General features: G+C 66.8%; 14 protein-coding genes. 9 read left to right on the plus strand and 5 right to left on the minus strand.

What is annotated here, in order from left to right; all coding sequences use genetic code 11:
* The first annotated feature begins 9 nt into the window (after nt 1-9).
* From ACXJKJ_RS11375 to atpE, 3 genes are all read left to right on the plus strand, one after another.
* Nucleotides 10-786 carry a metallophosphoesterase family protein gene (locus ACXJKJ_RS11375; RefSeq protein WP_457323550.1) on the plus strand — a complete coding sequence of 259 codons (777 nt, stop codon included), beginning with the start codon at nt 10-12 and terminating at the stop codon, nt 784-786.
* Between the two features lie 56 nt (nt 787-842).
* Nucleotides 843-2,246, plus strand: coding sequence for a protein kinase domain-containing protein (locus ACXJKJ_RS11380; protein WP_457390163.1), 1,404 nt, complete (start codon nt 843-845; stop codon nt 2,244-2,246).
* Between the two features lie 120 nt (nt 2,247-2,366).
* Entirely contained in the window at nt 2,367-2,609 is a 243-nt protein-coding gene (gene atpE, locus ACXJKJ_RS11385) for a F0F1 ATP synthase subunit C (protein WP_056201848.1), read from the plus strand.
* Between the two features lie 8 nt (nt 2,610-2,617).
* Here atpE and ACXJKJ_RS11390 read toward each other — a convergent pair whose 3' ends face one another.
* A complete protein-coding gene (locus ACXJKJ_RS11390; RefSeq protein ID WP_457352915.1) occupies nt 2,618-3,289 on the minus strand; it encodes a plastocyanin in 672 nt (223 codons plus the stop codon).
* 58 nt (nt 3,290-3,347) lie between these two features.
* Here ACXJKJ_RS11390 and ACXJKJ_RS11395 point away from each other — a divergent pair, with 58 nt between their 5' ends.
* Nucleotides 3,348-3,674, plus strand: coding sequence for a YkgJ family cysteine cluster protein (locus ACXJKJ_RS11395; protein ID WP_457390165.1), 327 nt, complete (start codon nt 3,348-3,350; stop codon nt 3,672-3,674).
* Nucleotides 3,675-3,680: 6 nt separating this feature from the next.
* Here the strand turns inward: ACXJKJ_RS11395 and ACXJKJ_RS11400 are convergent, their stop codons facing one another.
* The gene (locus ACXJKJ_RS11400) at nt 3,681-4,898 is read right to left on the minus strand and encodes a tetratricopeptide repeat protein (RefSeq protein ID WP_056201840.1); all 1,218 of its coding nucleotides are present in this window, start codon (nt 4,896-4,898) and stop codon (nt 3,681-3,683) included.
* A gap of 290 nt (nt 4,899-5,188) precedes the next feature.
* Here ACXJKJ_RS11400 and ACXJKJ_RS11405 point away from each other — a divergent pair, with 290 nt between their 5' ends.
* Genes ACXJKJ_RS11405 through ACXJKJ_RS11415 form a run of 3 tightly spaced genes read left to right on the plus strand, consistent with a single transcriptional unit; the run spans nt 5,189 to nt 9,330 of the window.
* Nucleotides 5,189-8,767, plus strand: coding sequence for an alpha-1,6-glucosidase domain-containing protein (locus ACXJKJ_RS11405; RefSeq protein ID WP_457390166.1), 3,579 nt, complete (start codon nt 5,189-5,191; stop codon nt 8,765-8,767).
* An 11-nt stretch (nt 8,768-8,778) separates the two neighbouring features.
* The gene (locus ACXJKJ_RS11410) at nt 8,779-8,964 is read left to right on the plus strand and encodes a hypothetical protein (protein ID WP_457390167.1); all 186 of its coding nucleotides are present in this window, start codon (nt 8,779-8,781) and stop codon (nt 8,962-8,964) included.
* 30 nt (nt 8,965-8,994) lie between these two features.
* Entirely contained in the window at nt 8,995-9,330 is a 336-nt protein-coding gene (locus ACXJKJ_RS11415; protein ID WP_457390168.1) for a PEP-CTERM sorting domain-containing protein, read from the plus strand.
* A 42-nt stretch (nt 9,331-9,372) separates the two neighbouring features.
* On the opposite strand, the gene ACXJKJ_RS11420 is transcribed toward ACXJKJ_RS11415, so the two are convergent.
* Both ACXJKJ_RS11420 and ACXJKJ_RS11425 read right to left on the minus strand, forming a co-directional pair.
* A complete protein-coding gene (locus ACXJKJ_RS11420; protein WP_457390169.1) occupies nt 9,373-10,521 on the minus strand; it encodes a GGDEF domain-containing protein in 1,149 nt (382 codons plus the stop codon).
* Between the two features lie 147 nt (nt 10,522-10,668).
* Complete coding sequence (locus tag ACXJKJ_RS11425; protein ID WP_457390170.1) at nt 10,669-13,377, minus strand: alpha-1,6-glucosidase domain-containing protein; 2,709 nt, start codon at nt 13,375-13,377, stop codon at nt 10,669-10,671.
* 127 nt (nt 13,378-13,504) lie between these two features.
* On the opposite strand from ACXJKJ_RS11425, the gene ACXJKJ_RS11430 reads away from it, so the two are divergent.
* Nucleotides 13,505-15,130 (plus strand): alpha-amylase family glycosyl hydrolase, encoded by a 1,626-nt coding sequence (locus ACXJKJ_RS11430; protein ID WP_457390171.1) that lies wholly within the window; start codon nt 13,505-13,507, stop codon nt 15,128-15,130.
* Complete coding sequence (locus ACXJKJ_RS11435; RefSeq protein WP_457390172.1) at nt 15,127-16,956, plus strand: glycoside hydrolase family 13 protein; 1,830 nt, start codon at nt 15,127-15,129, stop codon at nt 16,954-16,956. Before ACXJKJ_RS11430 ends, ACXJKJ_RS11435 begins: the two co-directional genes overlap by 4 nt.
* Before the next feature lie 49 nt (nt 16,957-17,005).
* Here the strand turns inward: ACXJKJ_RS11435 and ACXJKJ_RS11440 are convergent, their stop codons facing one another.
* Nucleotides 17,006-17,719, minus strand: coding sequence for a PEP-CTERM sorting domain-containing protein (locus tag ACXJKJ_RS11440; RefSeq protein ID WP_457390173.1), 714 nt, complete (start codon nt 17,717-17,719; stop codon nt 17,006-17,008).
* Between the last annotated feature and the right edge of the window lie 93 nt (nt 17,720-17,812).

The raw sequence follows: 17,812 nt of genomic DNA on the forward strand, positions 1-17,812 counted from the left end.
CTGCGGCCCATGCGTTGGGCTTTCATCACAGACATTCATGCCAATAAACAGGCCCTGCAAGCCGTCCTGGCGGACGCGCGGGCCCAGGGCGCCACGCGCTATGCGCTGCTGGGCGACTTTGTCGGCTACGGCGCCGACCCGGCCTGGGTGGTCGATCAGGTCATGGCCCTGGTCACCGATGGCGCCATCGCCGTGCAGGGCAACCACGATGAAGCCGTGGTCCATGGCGGCACCCCGGGCATGCACCCCGATGCCCGCGCGGTCATCGACTGGACGCGCGCCCAGCTGAACGAAGACCAGTTGCGCTTTCTCGCGCGGCTGCCGTTGCAGGCTCACGGCGAGCCGGGCCATTGCCTGTTCGTGCATGCCAATGCCTTCGATCCCAATGGCTGGGAATACGTGCAAGGCCGCGCCGAGGCCGTGAAGAGCCTGCACGCCAGCGCGGCGCGCATCCAGGTCTGCGGCCATATGCACGAGCCCATGCTCTTCCACCTCTCCGGCACCGGCAAGGCGGGCGACTTCCGGCCGGTGGCCGGCGTGCCCATGCCGCTGCCGGCGCACCGCCAGTGGCTGGTCATTCCCGGCTCCTGCGGCCAGCCGCGTGACGGCAACCCGGCGGCCTGCTACGCGTTGCTCGACCCCGGCAAGTCCGATCTGGACGATGCCCGCATCACCTTCCAGCGTGTGGCCTACGACGTTGACGCGGCCGTCGCGGCCCTGCGCGCAACCGACCTGCCGCCGCTGATAGCTGAGCGTCTCGCCGGCCGCCTCACCCGCGGAGAGTGATGAGCACGACAGCCCCTGCCTCACCCGCCCCGCCAGCTCCGCTAGAAGCGGGCCAGGTGCTGGACGATTTCCGGCTGGAGGCTCGCCTGCACCAGGGCGGCATGGCCAACCTGTGGCGGGTCAGCCGCGTGGAAGGCAGTGACAGCGGCGCCGATGACGGCATCGAACTGCTGATGAAGGTGCCGCGCATCAAGGGCGGCGAGGATCCGGCCACCATCGTCGGCTTCGAGGTCGAGCAGATGCTGATGCCACAGCTCAGCGGCCCGCATGTGCCACGGTTCGTCGCCCGCGGCGACTGGACACGCCAGGCCTTCATCGTCATGGAGCACATTCCTGGCGACACGCTGCGCCCGCGGCTGGACGATGCGCCGCTGCCGCCCGAGGAAGTGGCCGACATCGGCGCCCGCGTCGCCACGGCCCTGGCCGCGCTGCACCGCCAGCATGTCGTGCACCTGGACATCAAGCCGAGCAACATCATGTTCCGCGCCGACGGCACGGCCGTGCTGGTCGACTTCGGCCTGAGCCGGCACGAGCAGCTGCCCGATCTGCTCGAAGAGGAGTTCACGCTGCCCATGGGCACGGGGCCCTATATGAGCCCGGAGCAGGTGCAGTTCGTGCGCAACGACCAGCGCAGCGACCTGTTTGCGCTGGGCGTCATGCTTTACCACCTGGCCACCGGCGAGCGCCCCTTCGGCCAGCCGGACTCGGTGCGCGGCCTGCGCCGGCGCCTCTTCGTCGAGCCCGTGCCGCCGCGCGCCATCCGCCCCGAATTGCCGCCCTGGCTGCAGGAAGTCATCCTGCATTGCCTGGAGGTCAAGCCCGAGCGCCGCTACCAGAGCGCCGCCCAGCTCGCGCTGGACCTGCGCGAACCCGCCGGCGTGGCGTTGACCGCGCGCGCTGAGAAGCTGCAAGTCAGCGGCAGCATGAGCCGGCTCAGGCGCTGGTTCCTCGCGCTGGGCGCCGAACCCGCGCCCGCGGCGCCGGCCGGCCAGCAACTGGCGCGCAGCCCCATCGTCATGGCGGCGGTGGACGTGGACAACGCCACGCCCGAGCTGCTGGCCCAGCTCTGCGAGACGGTGCGCCGCATCGTGCAGACCGAGGCCGGCGCCCGGCTGGCCTGCGTGTCCGTGATGCGCGTGAACCGCATCGGCATTGATGAGCTGACCGACCAGCATGGCCAGAGCCTGCATGTGAAGCAGCTCATCGCGCTCAAGCACTGGGCGCGGCCCATCAGCAAGGCGCTCAGCCTCGAAGACGGGCGGCTGACCTTCCACGTGCTGGAGGCGCCCGACGCAGCCGGCGCCATCATCGACTTCGCCCACCGCAACGGCGTGGACCACATCGTCATGGGCGCCCGCGGCGCGTCGGCGCTGCGGCGCTACCTGGGCAGCGTATCGGGCCAGGTCGTGGCCGAGTCGGACTGCACGGTCACCGTCGTGCGCGAGCCGGCGGGTGGATAGCGGAAAAACAAGCCTCTAGTTGACCTGAACCGGCGACTGAACTCAATGACTTGCGAGGTCATCGACGCGCCGCAGTGACGCGGCCAGACTCCTTCTCGCCAACACAAAGGAGTAATCAAGATGCCTGCCTTCGATGTCCTGCCCCTCGCCGTCGCGCTGCTGATCGGCATTCCCGCCTTCGGTTCCTGCCTGGGCATCGGCCTGGCCAGCATGAAGCTGCTGGAGGGCATCGCTCGCCAGCCCGAGATCGCGCCCGAGCTGCAGACCAAGTTCTTCCTGGCGGTCGGCGTGACCGATGGCGCCTTCATCATCGCCACCGGCATCGGCCTGTGGTTCGCGACGGCGAACCCCTTTGCCCACTGAGCCTCGGTTCAGCCGCCGAAATAAGGATCGCCCGCGGGCCGCTTCTTGCGCGCCGGAGCGATCTGCGTGGTGATCGTCACCGCGCTGCCGGTGGCGGCGACCTTCACGTCCGTCGGCGAACCTTCGACGAGCTGGTCGGGGTGCCAGATGCGCACCCGGGCCGGGCCTTCCGGCAGCCCCTGCAGCACAGCCTTGCCGTCCTCGCCGCCGAGCTTGGCCCAGGGCGTGTCGGCCACGTAGATGTGGCCGCGCATGGAGCCGTGGATGTGGCAACCCAGCAGATAGGCGCCGGGCTGGCTCAGCACCTTGCTGTCAGAGGCCGGTGGCTTGTTGCCAACGCGGCCGGCGAGTCGGAACTGGGTGTTCTGGCCCGGGTCGACGTAGACACCGCCGGCGCCCATCAGCCCGAGGATGACGTGATGGTCCCAGGTGTCCAGGTTGCTGAAGCTGACCTTGGCGCCCAGGCCGACGACGCTGACCGTGGGCACGAAGCGCAGCTTCTCCTGCACGACGGTCGCCTCCATCACCGTGGTGGGCCGCAGGCCCTGCACCGCACTGTCGACCAGCACGACGGCGTCTGCCAGCGGCTTGCCGTTGCGATCCATCACGGTGACGGTCAGATCCGCGGCCTGGGCTGCGCCGGCGGCCAGCAGCAGGAGGGTGCCAAGGAATGCGCGCATGGTGGGCTGGGATGAGGTGGGGTCGATCCAGTGTCTCACCGCTACCTACACTGGCTGGATGAGTGACAACCCCTGTTTGAGCTGCGGCGCCTGCTGCGCGAGCTTTCGGGTCGACTTCGACCGCAGCGAGCTGGAGAGCGAAGGCGGCGGCGTGCCCGATGGCCTGGCGGTGGAGCTCACCGGCCGCCTGGTGCGCATGCGCGGCACCGACCATGCCCAGCCGCGCTGCGCGGCGCTCAGCGGCAAGGTGGGCGTGAAGGCCAGCTGCGGCATCCACGAGTGGCGCCCCTCGCCCTGCCGCGAGTTCGGCGAGCGGGCGCCCATGGGCATTGGTGACGAGGYCTGTGCCCGGGCCCGAGCCCGGCACGGGCTCGCTGCGATCTGATGGCGACTAGGATCCCGCCGGCCCTCGCAGCGGTATGCGCTGCTGGCGCTGCTGCTCGCGGATCTCGTTCAGCCAGGCCAGCTTGGCGCCGTACATCTCGCGGTCCTTGACCGTCGCGCTGTTCTCCAGCGCCTTGGCGATCTCGCCGCGCGCACCCGACACATCGCCCATGCCGTAGTTGGCCAGGCCCAGCCAGAAATGGAACTCGGGCACATAGGCCGCTCGCGCCAACTCCTTGCGGAACAGCTGGCGGGCGGCCGCGTACTCGCCCGCCCGCATGGCCGCCAGGCCTTCGTCGAAGAACTTGTAGGGCGCAATGGGCTGGATCTGGGCGAGCTGGTTGGAATAGACCAGAGCCTCCTCCCGGCGACCAGTGTCGCTGAGCACGAGAACGAGGTTGGACATTGCCTGGGTGTTGAGCGGCTCGCGGTCCAGCACCAGGCGCAGCGTCGCCTCGGCGCGGTCCATCAGGCCCTTGCGGCGGTAGAGCACGGCCAGGGTGTTGTAGGCCGACAGCCAACGTGCATCGGTGCGGATGGCCTCGCGCGCCCACCAGTAGGCGTCATCGACCTTGCCCACCGTCAGCGCCTCAGCGGCACGGTTGTTCAGGAACATCGCCAGGATGGTGGACTCGTCGACGACCCGGCCGCGATGGCCGCGCACCTGGTCGGGCGGCAGGAAGTCGATGGTCAGCAGCTCCGGGTCACCGAAGACGGTTGTGCGGCCGACGGCCAGCGGCCGGGCCAGGCTGATGTTGACGTGGCCGGCGACGAAGAAGATGCCGTTGGAACGGGTCCAGCTCTCTTCCAGGAAGACGCTGTTGAAGCGCACCGGCATGTTCAGGTGGCGGGCGAAGGCCGCCGTCATCAGCACCAGCGACATGCAGTTGCCACGCTTGGCCTCGAAGGCCTCGGCCGCCGTGCGGGTGTTCTCGGCGTCGTAGTCCAGCTGCAGCCGGCCCTTGGTGTAGAGCGCGTCGATGAGGCCATCGCGCAGACCCTTGTTGCGGATCTCGCTGGCCATCTCCGTCTCGGCGAAGCGCTTCATCGCCGGGCTCAGAGCCAGCGCCTCCTGCGCATCGATGTGGACGCTAGGCGGCTTGAACGCGGAATCGACGAAAACGTCGGTGGTCGGCGGTGGCCTGGTTTCGACGGCGCAGCCACTCAGGCCGACCGCCGTGGCGATCACGGCCAGGGCGGCGCTCAAGGTACGGATCTTGTTCATGGCAGTCCCCTGCTCTCGCTGCAGTCTCCTGGTTGAAGCTTAGTCCTGCGCTGCCCGCATGTCGTGAGTCATCCTCACGATTTCCTCAGTCGTCACATCTTTCGTTTCCTTCCAGACGCAAGGCATCATGATTGAAATAAAACTACACATAGATCAAATAGATCCATGAGCCTTCTGGGCGAATCTCTCTATACATAGTGGAAATTCATGAACTTCCCCTCGGGATTTCACCAGCTTCCATATGTAGTTTTGCTTCAATAGCATCCGCGCACTTCCAAGGAGTGCACGACATGAAGGCATGGGCAGGCTGGGCGCTGCAGGCGCGACAGGCGATCACGGGCTTGGCAATCGGCGCGCTGGCGCTGCTGGGGGCCTGTGGCGGCGGGAGCGTCGAACCACAGGCCACCATGAGCAGCGTCAGCAGCGCGGCAGCCGAAGACAGCAGCGGCGTTGAGCTGCTGGCCGGCGTGCCAGTCGCCCAGCAGGCGCCACGCGCCAAGATTGCCGCCGTGGCTACGCCCGGTGCACCCGCCACCTCGCTGCGCGTGCACTACCGCCGCTCGGGCGGCGACTACGCCGGCTGGCAGATCCACACCTGGAACGCCGCCCAAAGCCCGAACTGGAACGGCGGCTGGAACGCGGCCGGCAGCGACGACTTCGGCGTCTATTACGACGTGCCCCTGGCCGCGGGCAGCGGCACCGTCGGCTTCCTGCTGCACAACGGCGACAACAAGGACAACGGCGGCGCCGACCAGAGCTATGCGCTCCAGGCCGGCGCCAACGAGATCTGGCGCTTGGCAGGCGACAGCACCAGCTACGCCAGCAACCCGCTGCTGCTGCCGGTGCCCGACATCAAGACCCTGCGCGTGCACTACAAGCGCTTCGACAGCGGCTACAGCGCCTGGGGCCTGCATCTGTGGAACGGCAGCGGCCTGAACGCTCCGGCACTGCCCTCAGGCGTCAACATCGAGAACTGGGGCCAGCCCGTCCCGCTGAACGCCATGCCCGGCTACGCGGCTGGCGACGGCGAAGTCGTGTTCGACATCCCCGTGCTGAACCCGCAGGGCGACGTGAACCGCAAGGCCCTGGAATTCATCATCCACGGCATGCCGCCCAACGAGAACGACAAGGATGGCCGCAACGACAACATCCATGTCGAGTACGCCGCGCTGAACATCCAGAACCAGGTCGGCCAGATCTGGCTGGTGGAGCGCGACGCCACCGTCTACTTCGCGCCGCCGGACCTGCGCCAGGTCTCCAGCACCGATGCCCGCGCCGTGTGGCTGAACAAGACGCTGGTGAAGTGGCCGCGCATCGCCACCAGCAGCCCGGTTCGCCTCTATTACTCGGCCACTGGCCAGATCAGCGTCGGCCTCGAAGCGCCGGTGCAAGGCGCTGACGGCTACATCACGCTGGACGCCTTCACCGGCACCGTGCCCGCCGCCGATGCGCTGCGCTTCAAGTACGTGGCCAGCGGCACCGTCTTCAACGTTCGCGCTGCCGACATCGCCCGCCTGCCCGCCCTGCACCAGCAGCAACTCGTCCTCGTGCAGGAAGACGCCAACGGCAAGGTGCAGAACGCCACCACCGCCCAGATYGCCGGTGCGCTGGACGACCTCTACGCCGCTGCCAACAACGTGCCCGACCTGGGCGCCGTCGCCAGCAACGGCAACACCAGCTTCAAGCTCTGGGCACCCACCGCGCAGAACGTGTCCCTGGTGCTGACGACGGCCCTGGGCAACTCGGGACTGACCCGCACGACCACAGAGCCCATGGCGCGCAACGCCGCCACCGGCGTCTGGAGCCTCAGCAAGCAAGGCCATCTGCAAGGCGCCACCTACCGCTACCAGGTCCAGGTCTTCGTCAAGGGCACCGGCCTGGTGAAGAACCTCGTCACCGACCCCTACTCCCTCGGCCTGACCCTGGGCAGCCAGCAGAGCGTTGTCATGGACCTGCAGGCCCAGGCCACCAAGCCCAATGGCTGGGACCAGAGCGCGCCGCCCACCACCGTGGCCGCGCCGTCGGACCTCAGCATCTACGAGCTGCACGTCCGTGATTTCTCGATCAACGACGCCACCGTGCCCGCCGCCAGGCGCGGCAAGTACCTGGCCTTCACCGAAAGCCAGTCCAATGGCATGAAGCACCTGACGGCGCTGGCCGCCGCCGGCCTGACCGACGTGCACCTGCTGCCCGTCTTCGACATCGCCAGCGTCAACGAGAAGAGCTGCGTGACACCCGCCCCCAGCGGCGCGCCCGACAGCGACTCGCAGCAAGCCACGGTGGCCGCCACCGCCGGCACCGACTGCTTCAACTGGGGCTATGACCCGCTGCAGTTCAGCACGCCCGAGGGCAGCTACTCCAGCAATGCCAACGACCCGCTGACCCGCGTCGTCGAGTTCCGCCGCATGGTGCAGGCACTGAACGCCGCCGGCCTGCGCGTGGGCATGGACGTGGTGTTCAACCACACCACCTCGTCGGGCCAGAACGCCAACTCGGTGCTCGACAAGGTCGTGCCCGGCTACTACTACCGCCTCAGCGCGACCGGCGGCATCGAGCGCTCGACCTGCTGCGAGAACACCGCGGCCGAGAACCTGATGATGGCCAAGCTGATGATCGATTCGGCCGTCACCTGGACGCGCGACTACCGCATCAGCTCGCTGCGCTTCGACATCATGGGCCACCACCCGCGCTCGGTCATCGAGGCACTGAAGGCGCGCGTCAAGGTCGCCACCGGCCGCGAGGTGCAGATCGTCGGCGAGGGCTGGAACTTCGGTGAAGTGGCCAACGGCGCGCGCTTCGTGCAGGCCGAGATGCTGTCGCTCAACGGCTCGGGCATCGGCAGCTTCAACCCGCTGATCCGCGACGCGGTGCGCGGCGGCGGCTGCTGCGATTCCGGCAACGCCCTCGTCGCCAACCAGGGCTATGTGAACGGCTTTTTCTACGACCCCAACGCCAACGCCTCCGGCCAGAGCCGCGGTGAGCTGATGTGGTTTGCCGACCGCCTGAAGGCATCGCTGGCCGGTTCCATCCGCAGCTTCCAGATGCAGACGAGCTGGGACGCCAACCTGCGCCTGGACCAGATCGACGTCGGCGGCATTCCGGCCGGCTGGGTGCTGGAGCCCGGCGAAGTCGTCAACTACGTGGAGAACCACGACAACCTGACGCTGTTCGACAACAACGCCTTCCGCCTGCCCACCGGCACCAGCAAGGAGGACCGCGCCCGCGTGCAGATCCTGGCCAATGCCATCAATGCCTTCAGCCAGGGCGTGGCCTATTTCCACGCCGGCGTGGACACGCTGCGCAGCAAGAGCCTGGACCGCAACAGCTACGACAGCGGCGACTGGTTCAACCGCCTGGACTGGAGCTATGCCGACAACAACTTCGGCGTCGGCCTGCCGCCCTCGCGCGACAACGGCGACAACTGGGGCCTGGCCCGTCCGCTGCTGGCGAATGCGCTGATCAAGCCCCATGCCAATGACATCGCGTGGACCCGCGACGCCTTCCGCGACCTGCTGCGCATCCGCAAGAGCAGCACGCTGCTGCGCCTGCGCACGGCCGACGACATCAAGTCGCGCCTGAGCTTCCTGAACACCGGCTCCAACCAGGAAGCCACCGTGCTGGTCGGCCGCCTGAATGGTGTGGGCTATGCCGGCGCCAACTTCGACGAACTCGTCTACCTGATCAACGTCGACAAGACGGCCAAGCAGCTCACGCTGCCCACGCTCGCCGGCCACGCGCTGGAACTGCACCCGGCGCACACCGCCGACCAGCACGCTCGCGCAGCCACGTTCGACCGCACCACCGGCGCCTTCAACGTGCCGGCCCGCACGGCCGTCGTCTTCGTCGCTCGCCCCGCGGCATCCAACTGAGAACCCAAGGCATGAACAAGCAACTCCAACGCCTGGCCACTGCGGCGACCCTGGCTTTCGCCGGACTCACCGCCCAGGCCGCGCCCGTCGTCGTCGACGTGAGCGGCGCGCAGAGCATCAACCTGCTGGGCGAAGCGGGCAACACTGTCTGGCTCATCGACATCGGCGCCAACGCGGTACTGAACTCGCTGGCCTGAACGCTGGACCTGAACGCTTTCGCGCCCAGCGTGTTGTCGGAGATGCAGCTCAGCTTCGGCAACTCCAGCGGTCTGGACTTGTTCACCTTCGCGCCGGGCGCCCTGGACAGCACCAGCGGCAGCGGCAGCTACGCCGGCTCGCTTGACCTGACGCTCCTGGGCGTCAGCGCTGGCGCCGACGGCCTGCTGCGCATCGAGTTCAGCGAGGGCTTCAAGGACTTCGCGCTGAACGTCGCCGAGGGCCAGTGGGTCAGCGGCAATCTCAGCTTCGACGTCAGCACCGTGCCCGAGCCGGCTACTGCGGCGCTGGTGCTCCTGGGCCTCGGCCTGATCGGCGCGCATGGGCACCGCACCCGGCGCGGCTGAGTCGCGCACCATTCAAATCAAAGGCCCTGGCTGCCGCGCGTTTCAGCGTTTCGCATATTCGACGCGGTTACGGCCGGAATTCTTGGCACGGTAAAGCGCCTGGTCTGCGCGCGAGATCGATTCCGATATGTCTTCCACCGGCCGATACTCGGTCAGCCCCATCGACACCGTGACCTTGAAGTCATCTCCAAATCCGGGGAATCTGATGGCTTCGATCAGCCGACGGATTCTCTCTGCGCAGGCCTTTGCGCCATCTGCACCCGCCTGCCCCAGGATCATCATGAACTCCTCTCCGCCAAAGCGCGCTGAAAAATCGCAGCCACGCAAAGTCTTTTGCAGTGCGTTGGCCACCTCCTTGAGCACCTCATCTCCTTTGAGATGCCCAAAGCTGTCGTTGACCAGTTTGAAATGATCAATATCGACAACCACGATTGAGAATAGCTGGCCGGTGCGGTCGGCGCGATTCTTCTCGACGGACAGCACATCCATCAAATGGCGCCGATTGAACAGGCCCGTCAATTCGTCATGAATCGACATATCGTGCACCATCTTCAATGCCTTTTCCAGTTCGGCATTGAGCTGGTGCGCAGCGTCCCGGCTTTGTTCAGCAGCGCTTTTCGCCGCCTTCACCTCGGATCTTTGACGGGCATACTGGTCGGAAAGATTGCAGATAAAAAGGGCGGCGGGGAGAAAACAGAGTGCGTAGAAAATCTCGACACCCAGTGGTCCAGGCTGCTTCAGATGAACGATTGCAACATATGAGCCGGCCATCTGCAGCAATGTCGCGCTGGCAGTAACGATGAGGGACTGGATCAGATTTGCGTTCGACAAGAGAAACGACAGCGCCATCAGGGCGCAAAACAGCGCAGCGCCGCGTACTTCCCTGAGAACGAGAAACCAGGCCGAATACATGACGAGCCAGACGGCAAACTGGCCGAAGAAGACGAAGTTGGCGAATTTCTTGGTAGCTACATTCTTCAGCCTGATCCACAGCAGGAATATCGCCGTAACACCTAGCGATATCGACGCAAGGAGCAAGACCTCAGGAAGCCTGACCGAAGAAATTCCTGCAAGGTAGGCCCCCAGAGTCGCAATCTGTGTGATGGCATACGCGACAAAAACAAGCGTCGTATATTTGAGAAGGATCTTCCTTCTGCGGACGTTCTTGTCGAAATCTTGCGCAGCTTGCATGGTTGACGTCGCCTGACCTCTGTTGACCCATTCCTTGAATCCTCAACCGGCAAGCCCGCGCACCAGCGTGTCGTCGCGTCTCACCGGAAGCCGTTGGCGGAATATCGTTGCTTGTTCGCGCCGCTGCAAATCCCGCCAACGGCGCCCTCAATCCAGCACGAACACGGCCGCACTGCGGGCCGGCACATCGAAGACACCGCGAACCGCCTTGGCCTCGCGCGCCACGCGCCGATCCGCCGCCTGTGAATGGCGCTGCGCCGGGTGCAGGCGCCAGACGGCAGAGGCCTCCTCGGGGAGGTTCAGCGTCTGCGCCGTCGGCGCGACGTTGATCAGCGTCATCACGGCTTTGAAGCCAGCGCCCGGCAGGCCCTTTCCGTCGATGCGCGTCGCCACCAGCACCGGGTTCTGGCTTGGGCCGCTGCCGGGGAAGCTCAACCGCTTCTTGATCTCGGCGGCGCTGCTCAACCGCAGCAGCGGCGTGCTGGCGCGGATCTGCAGCAGGTCGCGAAAGACGTCGCGGGCCCAGGCGATCTCGGCCGGGCCGGGGGAAATGGCCCCATCGGTCAGCCGCTCGCGGGCCAGCGCCCAGTCGCGGCCGTCCTTGCCGAAGTTGTCCTGCCTGGGCGGCAGGCCGGTGCCGAAGTGGTTGCTCTTGTAGCTCCAGTCCAGCCGGTTGAACCAGTCGCCCGAGTCGTAGCTGTTGCGGTCCATGCTTTTGCTGCGCAGGATGTCCTGGCCGGCATGGAAGTAGGCAATGCCCTGGCTGAAAGCCACCACCGCAGCGCCCAGCATCTGCACGCGGGCGCGGTCCGCGCGGCTGGTCGCCAGCGGCAGCTTCAACGTGTTGACGTCGAACAGCGTCTGGTTGTCGTGGTTCTCTACGTAGTTGACGACCTCGCCCGGCTCGGACGCGAAGCCGGCCGGCTGGTCGCCGCCGTAGAGGATGGCATCGAGGCGCTTGGTCTCGCCACGCCAGGTCGTCAGCTCATAGCCGCGCAGCGAGCCGGCCAGGCCGACACGGATCATGTCGGCGGCGGCCAGCAGCTCTTCCGGCTTCGCGTTCGACAAGGCATTGGGCGCGTACACCAGGCCATTGAGCCAGCCCTGGTTGCGCACGCTGTCGTCGCCGCCCTCGCCTGCGCTGCCACCTCGTGCGGCATCCCGGCCGCGGTCGCTGAACGAGCCGATGCCGCTGCCGTTCAGGCTCAGCTGCGAGGCCTGCACAAAGCGTGCGCCGTTGCCCACCTCGCCGAAGTTCCAGCCCTCGCCCAGCAGTTGCACCGGCCGGCCGGCTTCGGCATTGACACGCTTCTGCAGCCTCTCCATCGCCTCGCGCGGCTGGTGGCCCATCAGGTCGAAGCGCATCGAGTCGATCTTGTAATCGCGCACCCACAGCGCCGCCGAGTCGATCATCAGCTTGGCCATCATGCGGTGCTCGGTGGCCGTGTTGTCGCAGCAGGTCGAGCGCTCGATCTCGCCCTTGGCGTTGAGCCGCTGGTAGTAGCCGGGCACGAGGCGGTCCAGCACCGACTTGCGGGCCTGGCCGGCGGCCGACATGTGGTTGTAGACCATGTCCATGCCGACCCGCAGCCCCGCCCCGTGCAGGGCCATGACCATCCGCCGGAACTCGACGACTCGTTTCAGCGGATCGGTCGCATAGCTCCCCTCGGGCGCATTGAAGTGCCAGGGGTCGTAGCCCCAGTTGAAGCAGTCGCCGGCCGCCACGGCCATGACGGCGGCCTGCTGGGCCTCGCCGTCGGCGGGCGCGTCGGGCACCGTCGGCGTCATACAGCCGCGCTCCGGCACGCTGGCGAGGTCGAAGACCGGCAGCAGGTGCACGTCGGTCAGGCCGGCCTTGGAAAGCGCCTTGAGGTGCTTCATGCCGTTGGACTCACCTTGCGTGAAAGCCAGGTATTTGCCGCGCCATTCGGGCCGCACAGTCGTGTCGCTGACCGAGAAGTCGCGCACATGCAGTTCGTAGATGACCTGGTCGGTGGCGAGCCTCACGCGTGTCGGGCGCGGCAAGGCGTCCCAGCCACGCGGCTTGAGCGCGGGGGCAGCAAGGTCGGCGACGACGCTGAGCCGCGAGTCGGCCGTCAGCGCAACCGAATAGGGGTCGGTGACGAGGTTGCGTACGCGACCGTGCGTGGGCGTGACGACGTCGACGAGGTAACGATAAGACTGGCCGCTCAGGTCGCCGGGCAGCTCGGCGCGCCAGACACCGATGGCGGCATCGAGACGCATCGCATCGACCGCCACCGCGGGCGACTCGGGCCCGGCATGGCGACACAGCAGCACGCGCTGGGCCGTCGGGGCCCAGACGGCAAAGCGCGTCTGCGCCTTGGCGGGATGGGCGCCAAAATCCGTCACGCGCTCGGCCGCGGCATAGAGGTCGTCCAGGGCGCCGGGCAATTGCAGGCCCGTCGCGCCGATGACCCGGCCGTCGGCAGCTTCGTGCACCAGCATCAACTGCTCACGCAGCAGGGCCGCGGCATCCGCGCCGCCCGCAATGGCGAAGCGCGGCCCCTCACCGATGAAACGGAATCGCGCCGGCAGCGCCGCCGTGGCGAGCACGAGTTCGACCGCGCCATCGGCGCCAGTGACCCTGTCGCCAGCCGGCGCCTTCAGCCCCGCCGCCCGGGCGTGATACAGGCGTACGCGGTCGCCGCCCTGCAGCTTCAGCCCCGGCCACTGCACGGTCCGCGCATCCAGCCAATAGGCCTCGGCTGCCGGCCGCGCAGCAGGTGCGGGGATCGGCACTTCGGCATTGCAGTCGTCCAGATCGTCGGCGCGCGCTGCACCGGCAATCAGCGTCAGGCCCAGCGCCATGCAGCACAGCAGGGGGCGAGATGGCATGAAGGTCTCCTTGTTGTTTTTAAATAGTAGCAAAACTACATTCATCGAAATCCCGCTAGCGAATCACCCAATGTCGTCGCTATGCTCGACATCAGATTGATAAGTAGTTTGATTACATGACCGCCTCATGGACAAGTTTTCTCGTCCACACCGCCACCTGCTGAACACCATGCAAAAGCAACTGCTGCTCACCCTCGCACTGGCCGCAGCGGCCACGGCACAAGCCCAGATCGACACCCGCGCCGTGCCTTCCCAGCCGCGGGCCAGCACCCTGCCGGCGAACTGGCAGCACGGCGTCTTCATGGAAGTCTTCGTGCGCGGCTACCAGGACAGCAAYGGCGACGGCATCGGCGACCTGAAAGGCCTGACCCGGCGACTGGACTACCTGAAGAAGCTCGGCGTCGGCGGCCTGTGGCTGATGCCCATCACCGCCAGCTCCGATCACGATCACGGCTACGCCACGACCGACTTCCGCGCCATCGAACCGCAGTACGGCACGCTGGCCGACTTCGACGAGCTGATCCGCGAGGCGCACCAGCGCGGCATCGCCATCGTCATGGACTACGTCATCAACCACGCGTCCTGGCAATTCCCGCCCTTCCAAGAGGCCGTGACCGACCGCAACAGCCCCTGGCGCAGCTGGTTCGTCTGGAATACCGCGCCGGGCCTCGGCTGGGACATCTGGGGCAAATATCCCTGGTACGACGCCGCCACCAAGCCGTGGGACTGGCCCGGCGAACTGAAGGACCTGCCCGCGCCGAAGCCTGGTGCGCCGGACGTGTTCTTCGGCACCTTCGGCCCGGAGATGCCCGACTTCAACATGCGCAACCCGGCCGTGGTGCAGTACCACGAGGACTCGCTGCGCTTCTGGCTCAACCGCGGCCTGGACGGCTACCGGCTGGATGCCGTGCCTCACCTCATCGAGAACAACGCCAAGGACTGGAACGACCAGCCCGAAAGCCGCGTGCTGACCAAGCGCTTCCAGGACCTCATCAAGAGCTACCCCGGCCGCTACGTCGTCTGCGAGGCCACAGCCGAGCCCATCGCCTACGGCAACCCCGACCTCTGCGGCGGCGCCTTCGCCTTCAACCAGAACTACGAAATCATCAAGGCTGCCAAGGGCGAGGTTGCGGCGGTGCAGAAGGTGGCCGACTACTACCGCAGCATGTCGCCGACGATGGCGACCTTTCTGCACAACCACGACATCTTCACCGGCCAGCGCGTGTGGGATCAACTGCATGGCGACGAGGCCCGCTACCGCCTCGCCGCGGCGAGCTATCTGCTGTTGCCCGGCACGCCCTTCGTCTACTACGGCGAGGAGATCGGCCAGGCTGGCATCGACGGCAAGGGTGACGATCCGCTGCGTTCGCCGATGAGCTGGACCGCGGCAGGTGGTTTCACGACCAACCCCCAGCCCTTCCGCCCGCTGGCCCTGAACCGCAGTGCCCATAACGCCGAAAGCCAGCAGCGCGACGCCGGCTCGCTGTTCAACTTCTACCGTGAGCTGATCGCGCTGCGCCGCGCGTCGCCGGCACTGACATTGGGCCGCTACGAGTCCGACCGCGTCGACGGCGCCGTCTGGAGCTTCCAGCGCGTACAGGGCAAGGAGCGTGTCCTCGTTGCCATCAACTACGGCGACACACCGGCCACCATCGAACTGACGGCGCATGCCCGGGCGCTCTATCCCAAGGGCGCCGTCTCCGCCACGCTGCAGCCGCTTTCGGTGCGCATCTACAGCTTGCAAGCGCCATGAAGTCCCTGATCACCCTGACCACCGCCCTGTTGATGAGCCTGAACACGATGGCCGCCGGCCTGCAGCATGTCGAACCGCCCAACTGGTGGGTCGGCATGCACGACACCTCCCTGCAACTGATGCTGCATGGCAGCGGCATTGCCGGCGCCCAGCCGACGCTGGCGCCCTACCCCGGCGTGAGGTTGAAGGGCAGCCACCGCGCCACCAGCGCCAACTACCTCTTCATCGACCTCGACGTGAGCCCCGACGCCAAGCCGGGCGAACTGCTGCTGAACGTGGCCGGCACGACGCTGCGCTACCCGCTGCTGGCCCGCGCGCCGGGCTCGGCGCAGCGCCAGGGCTTTGGCCCCAGGGACGCCATCTATCTCGTCGTGCCGGACCGCTTCGCCCAGGGCGGCAGCGGCAAGCCCGCCGACATGAAGGAAGGCATCCACCGCGACGACCCCGGCGGCCGCCACGGCGGCGACCTGGCCGGCATGCGCCAGCACCTGGGCTATATCGCCGGGCTCGGGTTCACCCAGGTCTGGCCGACGCCGCTGGTCGAGAACAACAGCGCCAGGTACAGCTATCACGGCTATGCGGCGACGGACTTCTACAAGATCGATCCGCGCTTCGGCACGAACGACGACTTCGGCGCCTTCGCCACCGAGGCTCGGGCCCAGGGCGTCGGCGTCATCCAGGACATCGTGCTCAACCACATCGGCAGCGGCCACTGGTGGATGGCCGACCTGCCGGCGCCGGACTGGGTCAACCAATGGCCAGCCGGATACACCGAAACCCACCACGCGCGCATGACGCTGCAGGATCCCTACGCCTCGGCCAGCGACCGCCTGCGCTTCACCGACGGCTGGTTCGTGCCCGGCATGCCCGACCTGAACCAGCGCCGCCCCGAGCTGGCCACCTATCTGACGCAGATGACGCTGTGGTGGATAGAACGCTATGGCCTGTCGGGTATCCGCACCGACACCTACTCCTACTCCGACCGCGACTTCCTGACCCGCTGGTCGGCCCGCGTCATGCAGGAGTACCCGCGCCTGAACATCGTCGGCGAGGAATGGAGCCCGCACCCGGCCGTCGTGTCCTACTGGCAGCGCGGCAAGAAGAACCACGACGGCTATGTGTCATACGCACCCAGCCTGATGGACTTCCCGCTGCAGGGCAATCTGCTGGCCGCACTGACCGAGGACGACGGCGCCCACACCGGCCTGACCAAGCTCTACGAGGGCCTGGCGCATGACTTCGTCTACCCCGACCCGGCCAACCTCGTGCTGTTCGACGGCAACCACGACACGCCGCGCCTGTTTTCGCTGCTCAAGCGCGATGTCGGCCTGACCAAGATCGCGCTGGCCTACCTCGCAACGACGCGCCGCATTCCGCAGCTCTTCTACGGCAGCGAACTGCTGATGCAGAGCCCCGTGGAGCGCGACGACGGCCGGGTGCGCGCCGACATGCCCGGCGGCTGGAAGGGCGACACGGTCAACGCCTTCACCGGCGCTGGCCTGACCGCCGAGCAACGCGAGATGCAGGACTGGGTGCGCCGCCTGTTCAACTGGCGCAAGGCCGCGCCGGTCATCCACGATGGCGCACTGATGCAGTACGCGCCGCTGGAGGGCTGCTATGTCTTCTTCCGCTACGGCGGTGGCCGCACCGTCATGGTCGCCTTGAACAAAGGGACCAAGCCGGTCGAGCTCGTGCTGTCGCGCTTCAGCGAGCGTGTGGCAAGCGGCGACCGCGCCCGCGATGTGCTCAGCGGCCGGGATTTCCCACTCGGCGCCACGCTGACCGTGCCGGCGCGCAGCCCTCTGATCCTGGAAATCTCGCGCTGAATTGAAAAGGGCTCCTTGCGGAGCCCTTGTTGCGTTCGGCAAGAGCCGATCAGCGCATTTGGCGGCGACGAGCCAGCAGGCCGACCATGCCCAGGCCGGCGAGCAGCAGCGCGTAGGTCTCGGGTTCCGGCACGGGGACGGCGGTGAACTCGAACGTCAGCTTGTTCTGCGGCTGGGCGCCGATGGCAGCGAAGCTGCCGCCCATGGCGTTCAGCGTGATCGAGGCGCCGGTCACTGCGAAGCTGCTGAAACCTCCGAGCGGGACGCTGGTGGAGCCCGAGAAAAAGCCGAGGGACGGCGAGCTCGGGGTCTGGGTCAGGGCGCCAGCCGGCAATGCAACAACCGGGCCTCCGTCAATCGACATGCTGCCCGTCGCCGTGATCGACGTCGTCGCGCCAACGCCGCTCTGGAAATAGACGATATTGCCGAGGCTGGACGTGAGCGCGCCGCTCAGCGCGTAGCCTGGGTTGACCCAGATCGTGAAGTCCGGAACAGCGAAGGTGGCCGAAGCAGGAGCGCCGCCAATGCTGGTGACATTCACGGACGGATCAACCGACCATGAGAAGCCGACCAAACCGCCACCGCCACCGAACCAGCTGCTGATCGAACCAAAGCTCGTCGTGGTTTCGTCGTAGGTGACCGAGTAGGCGCCACCGTTGAACGTCGTGGTAGCTGAAGCCAGGCCCGAAACCAGCAAGGCTGCTGCTGCGGCGATAGTCTTGATTTGCATGATTGAGCTTCCCCTGAAAAACGACCGGGGCAAGGCCCCGCGAAAAACTAGGGGGATGCTATCGAGCGATAGCTTTCTAGGGGGACCGCTCTGGCCAAAACAGCGATGTTAGGGGGGCAAAACCGC

Source organism: Roseateles sp. P5_E1 (assembly GCF_054049335.1).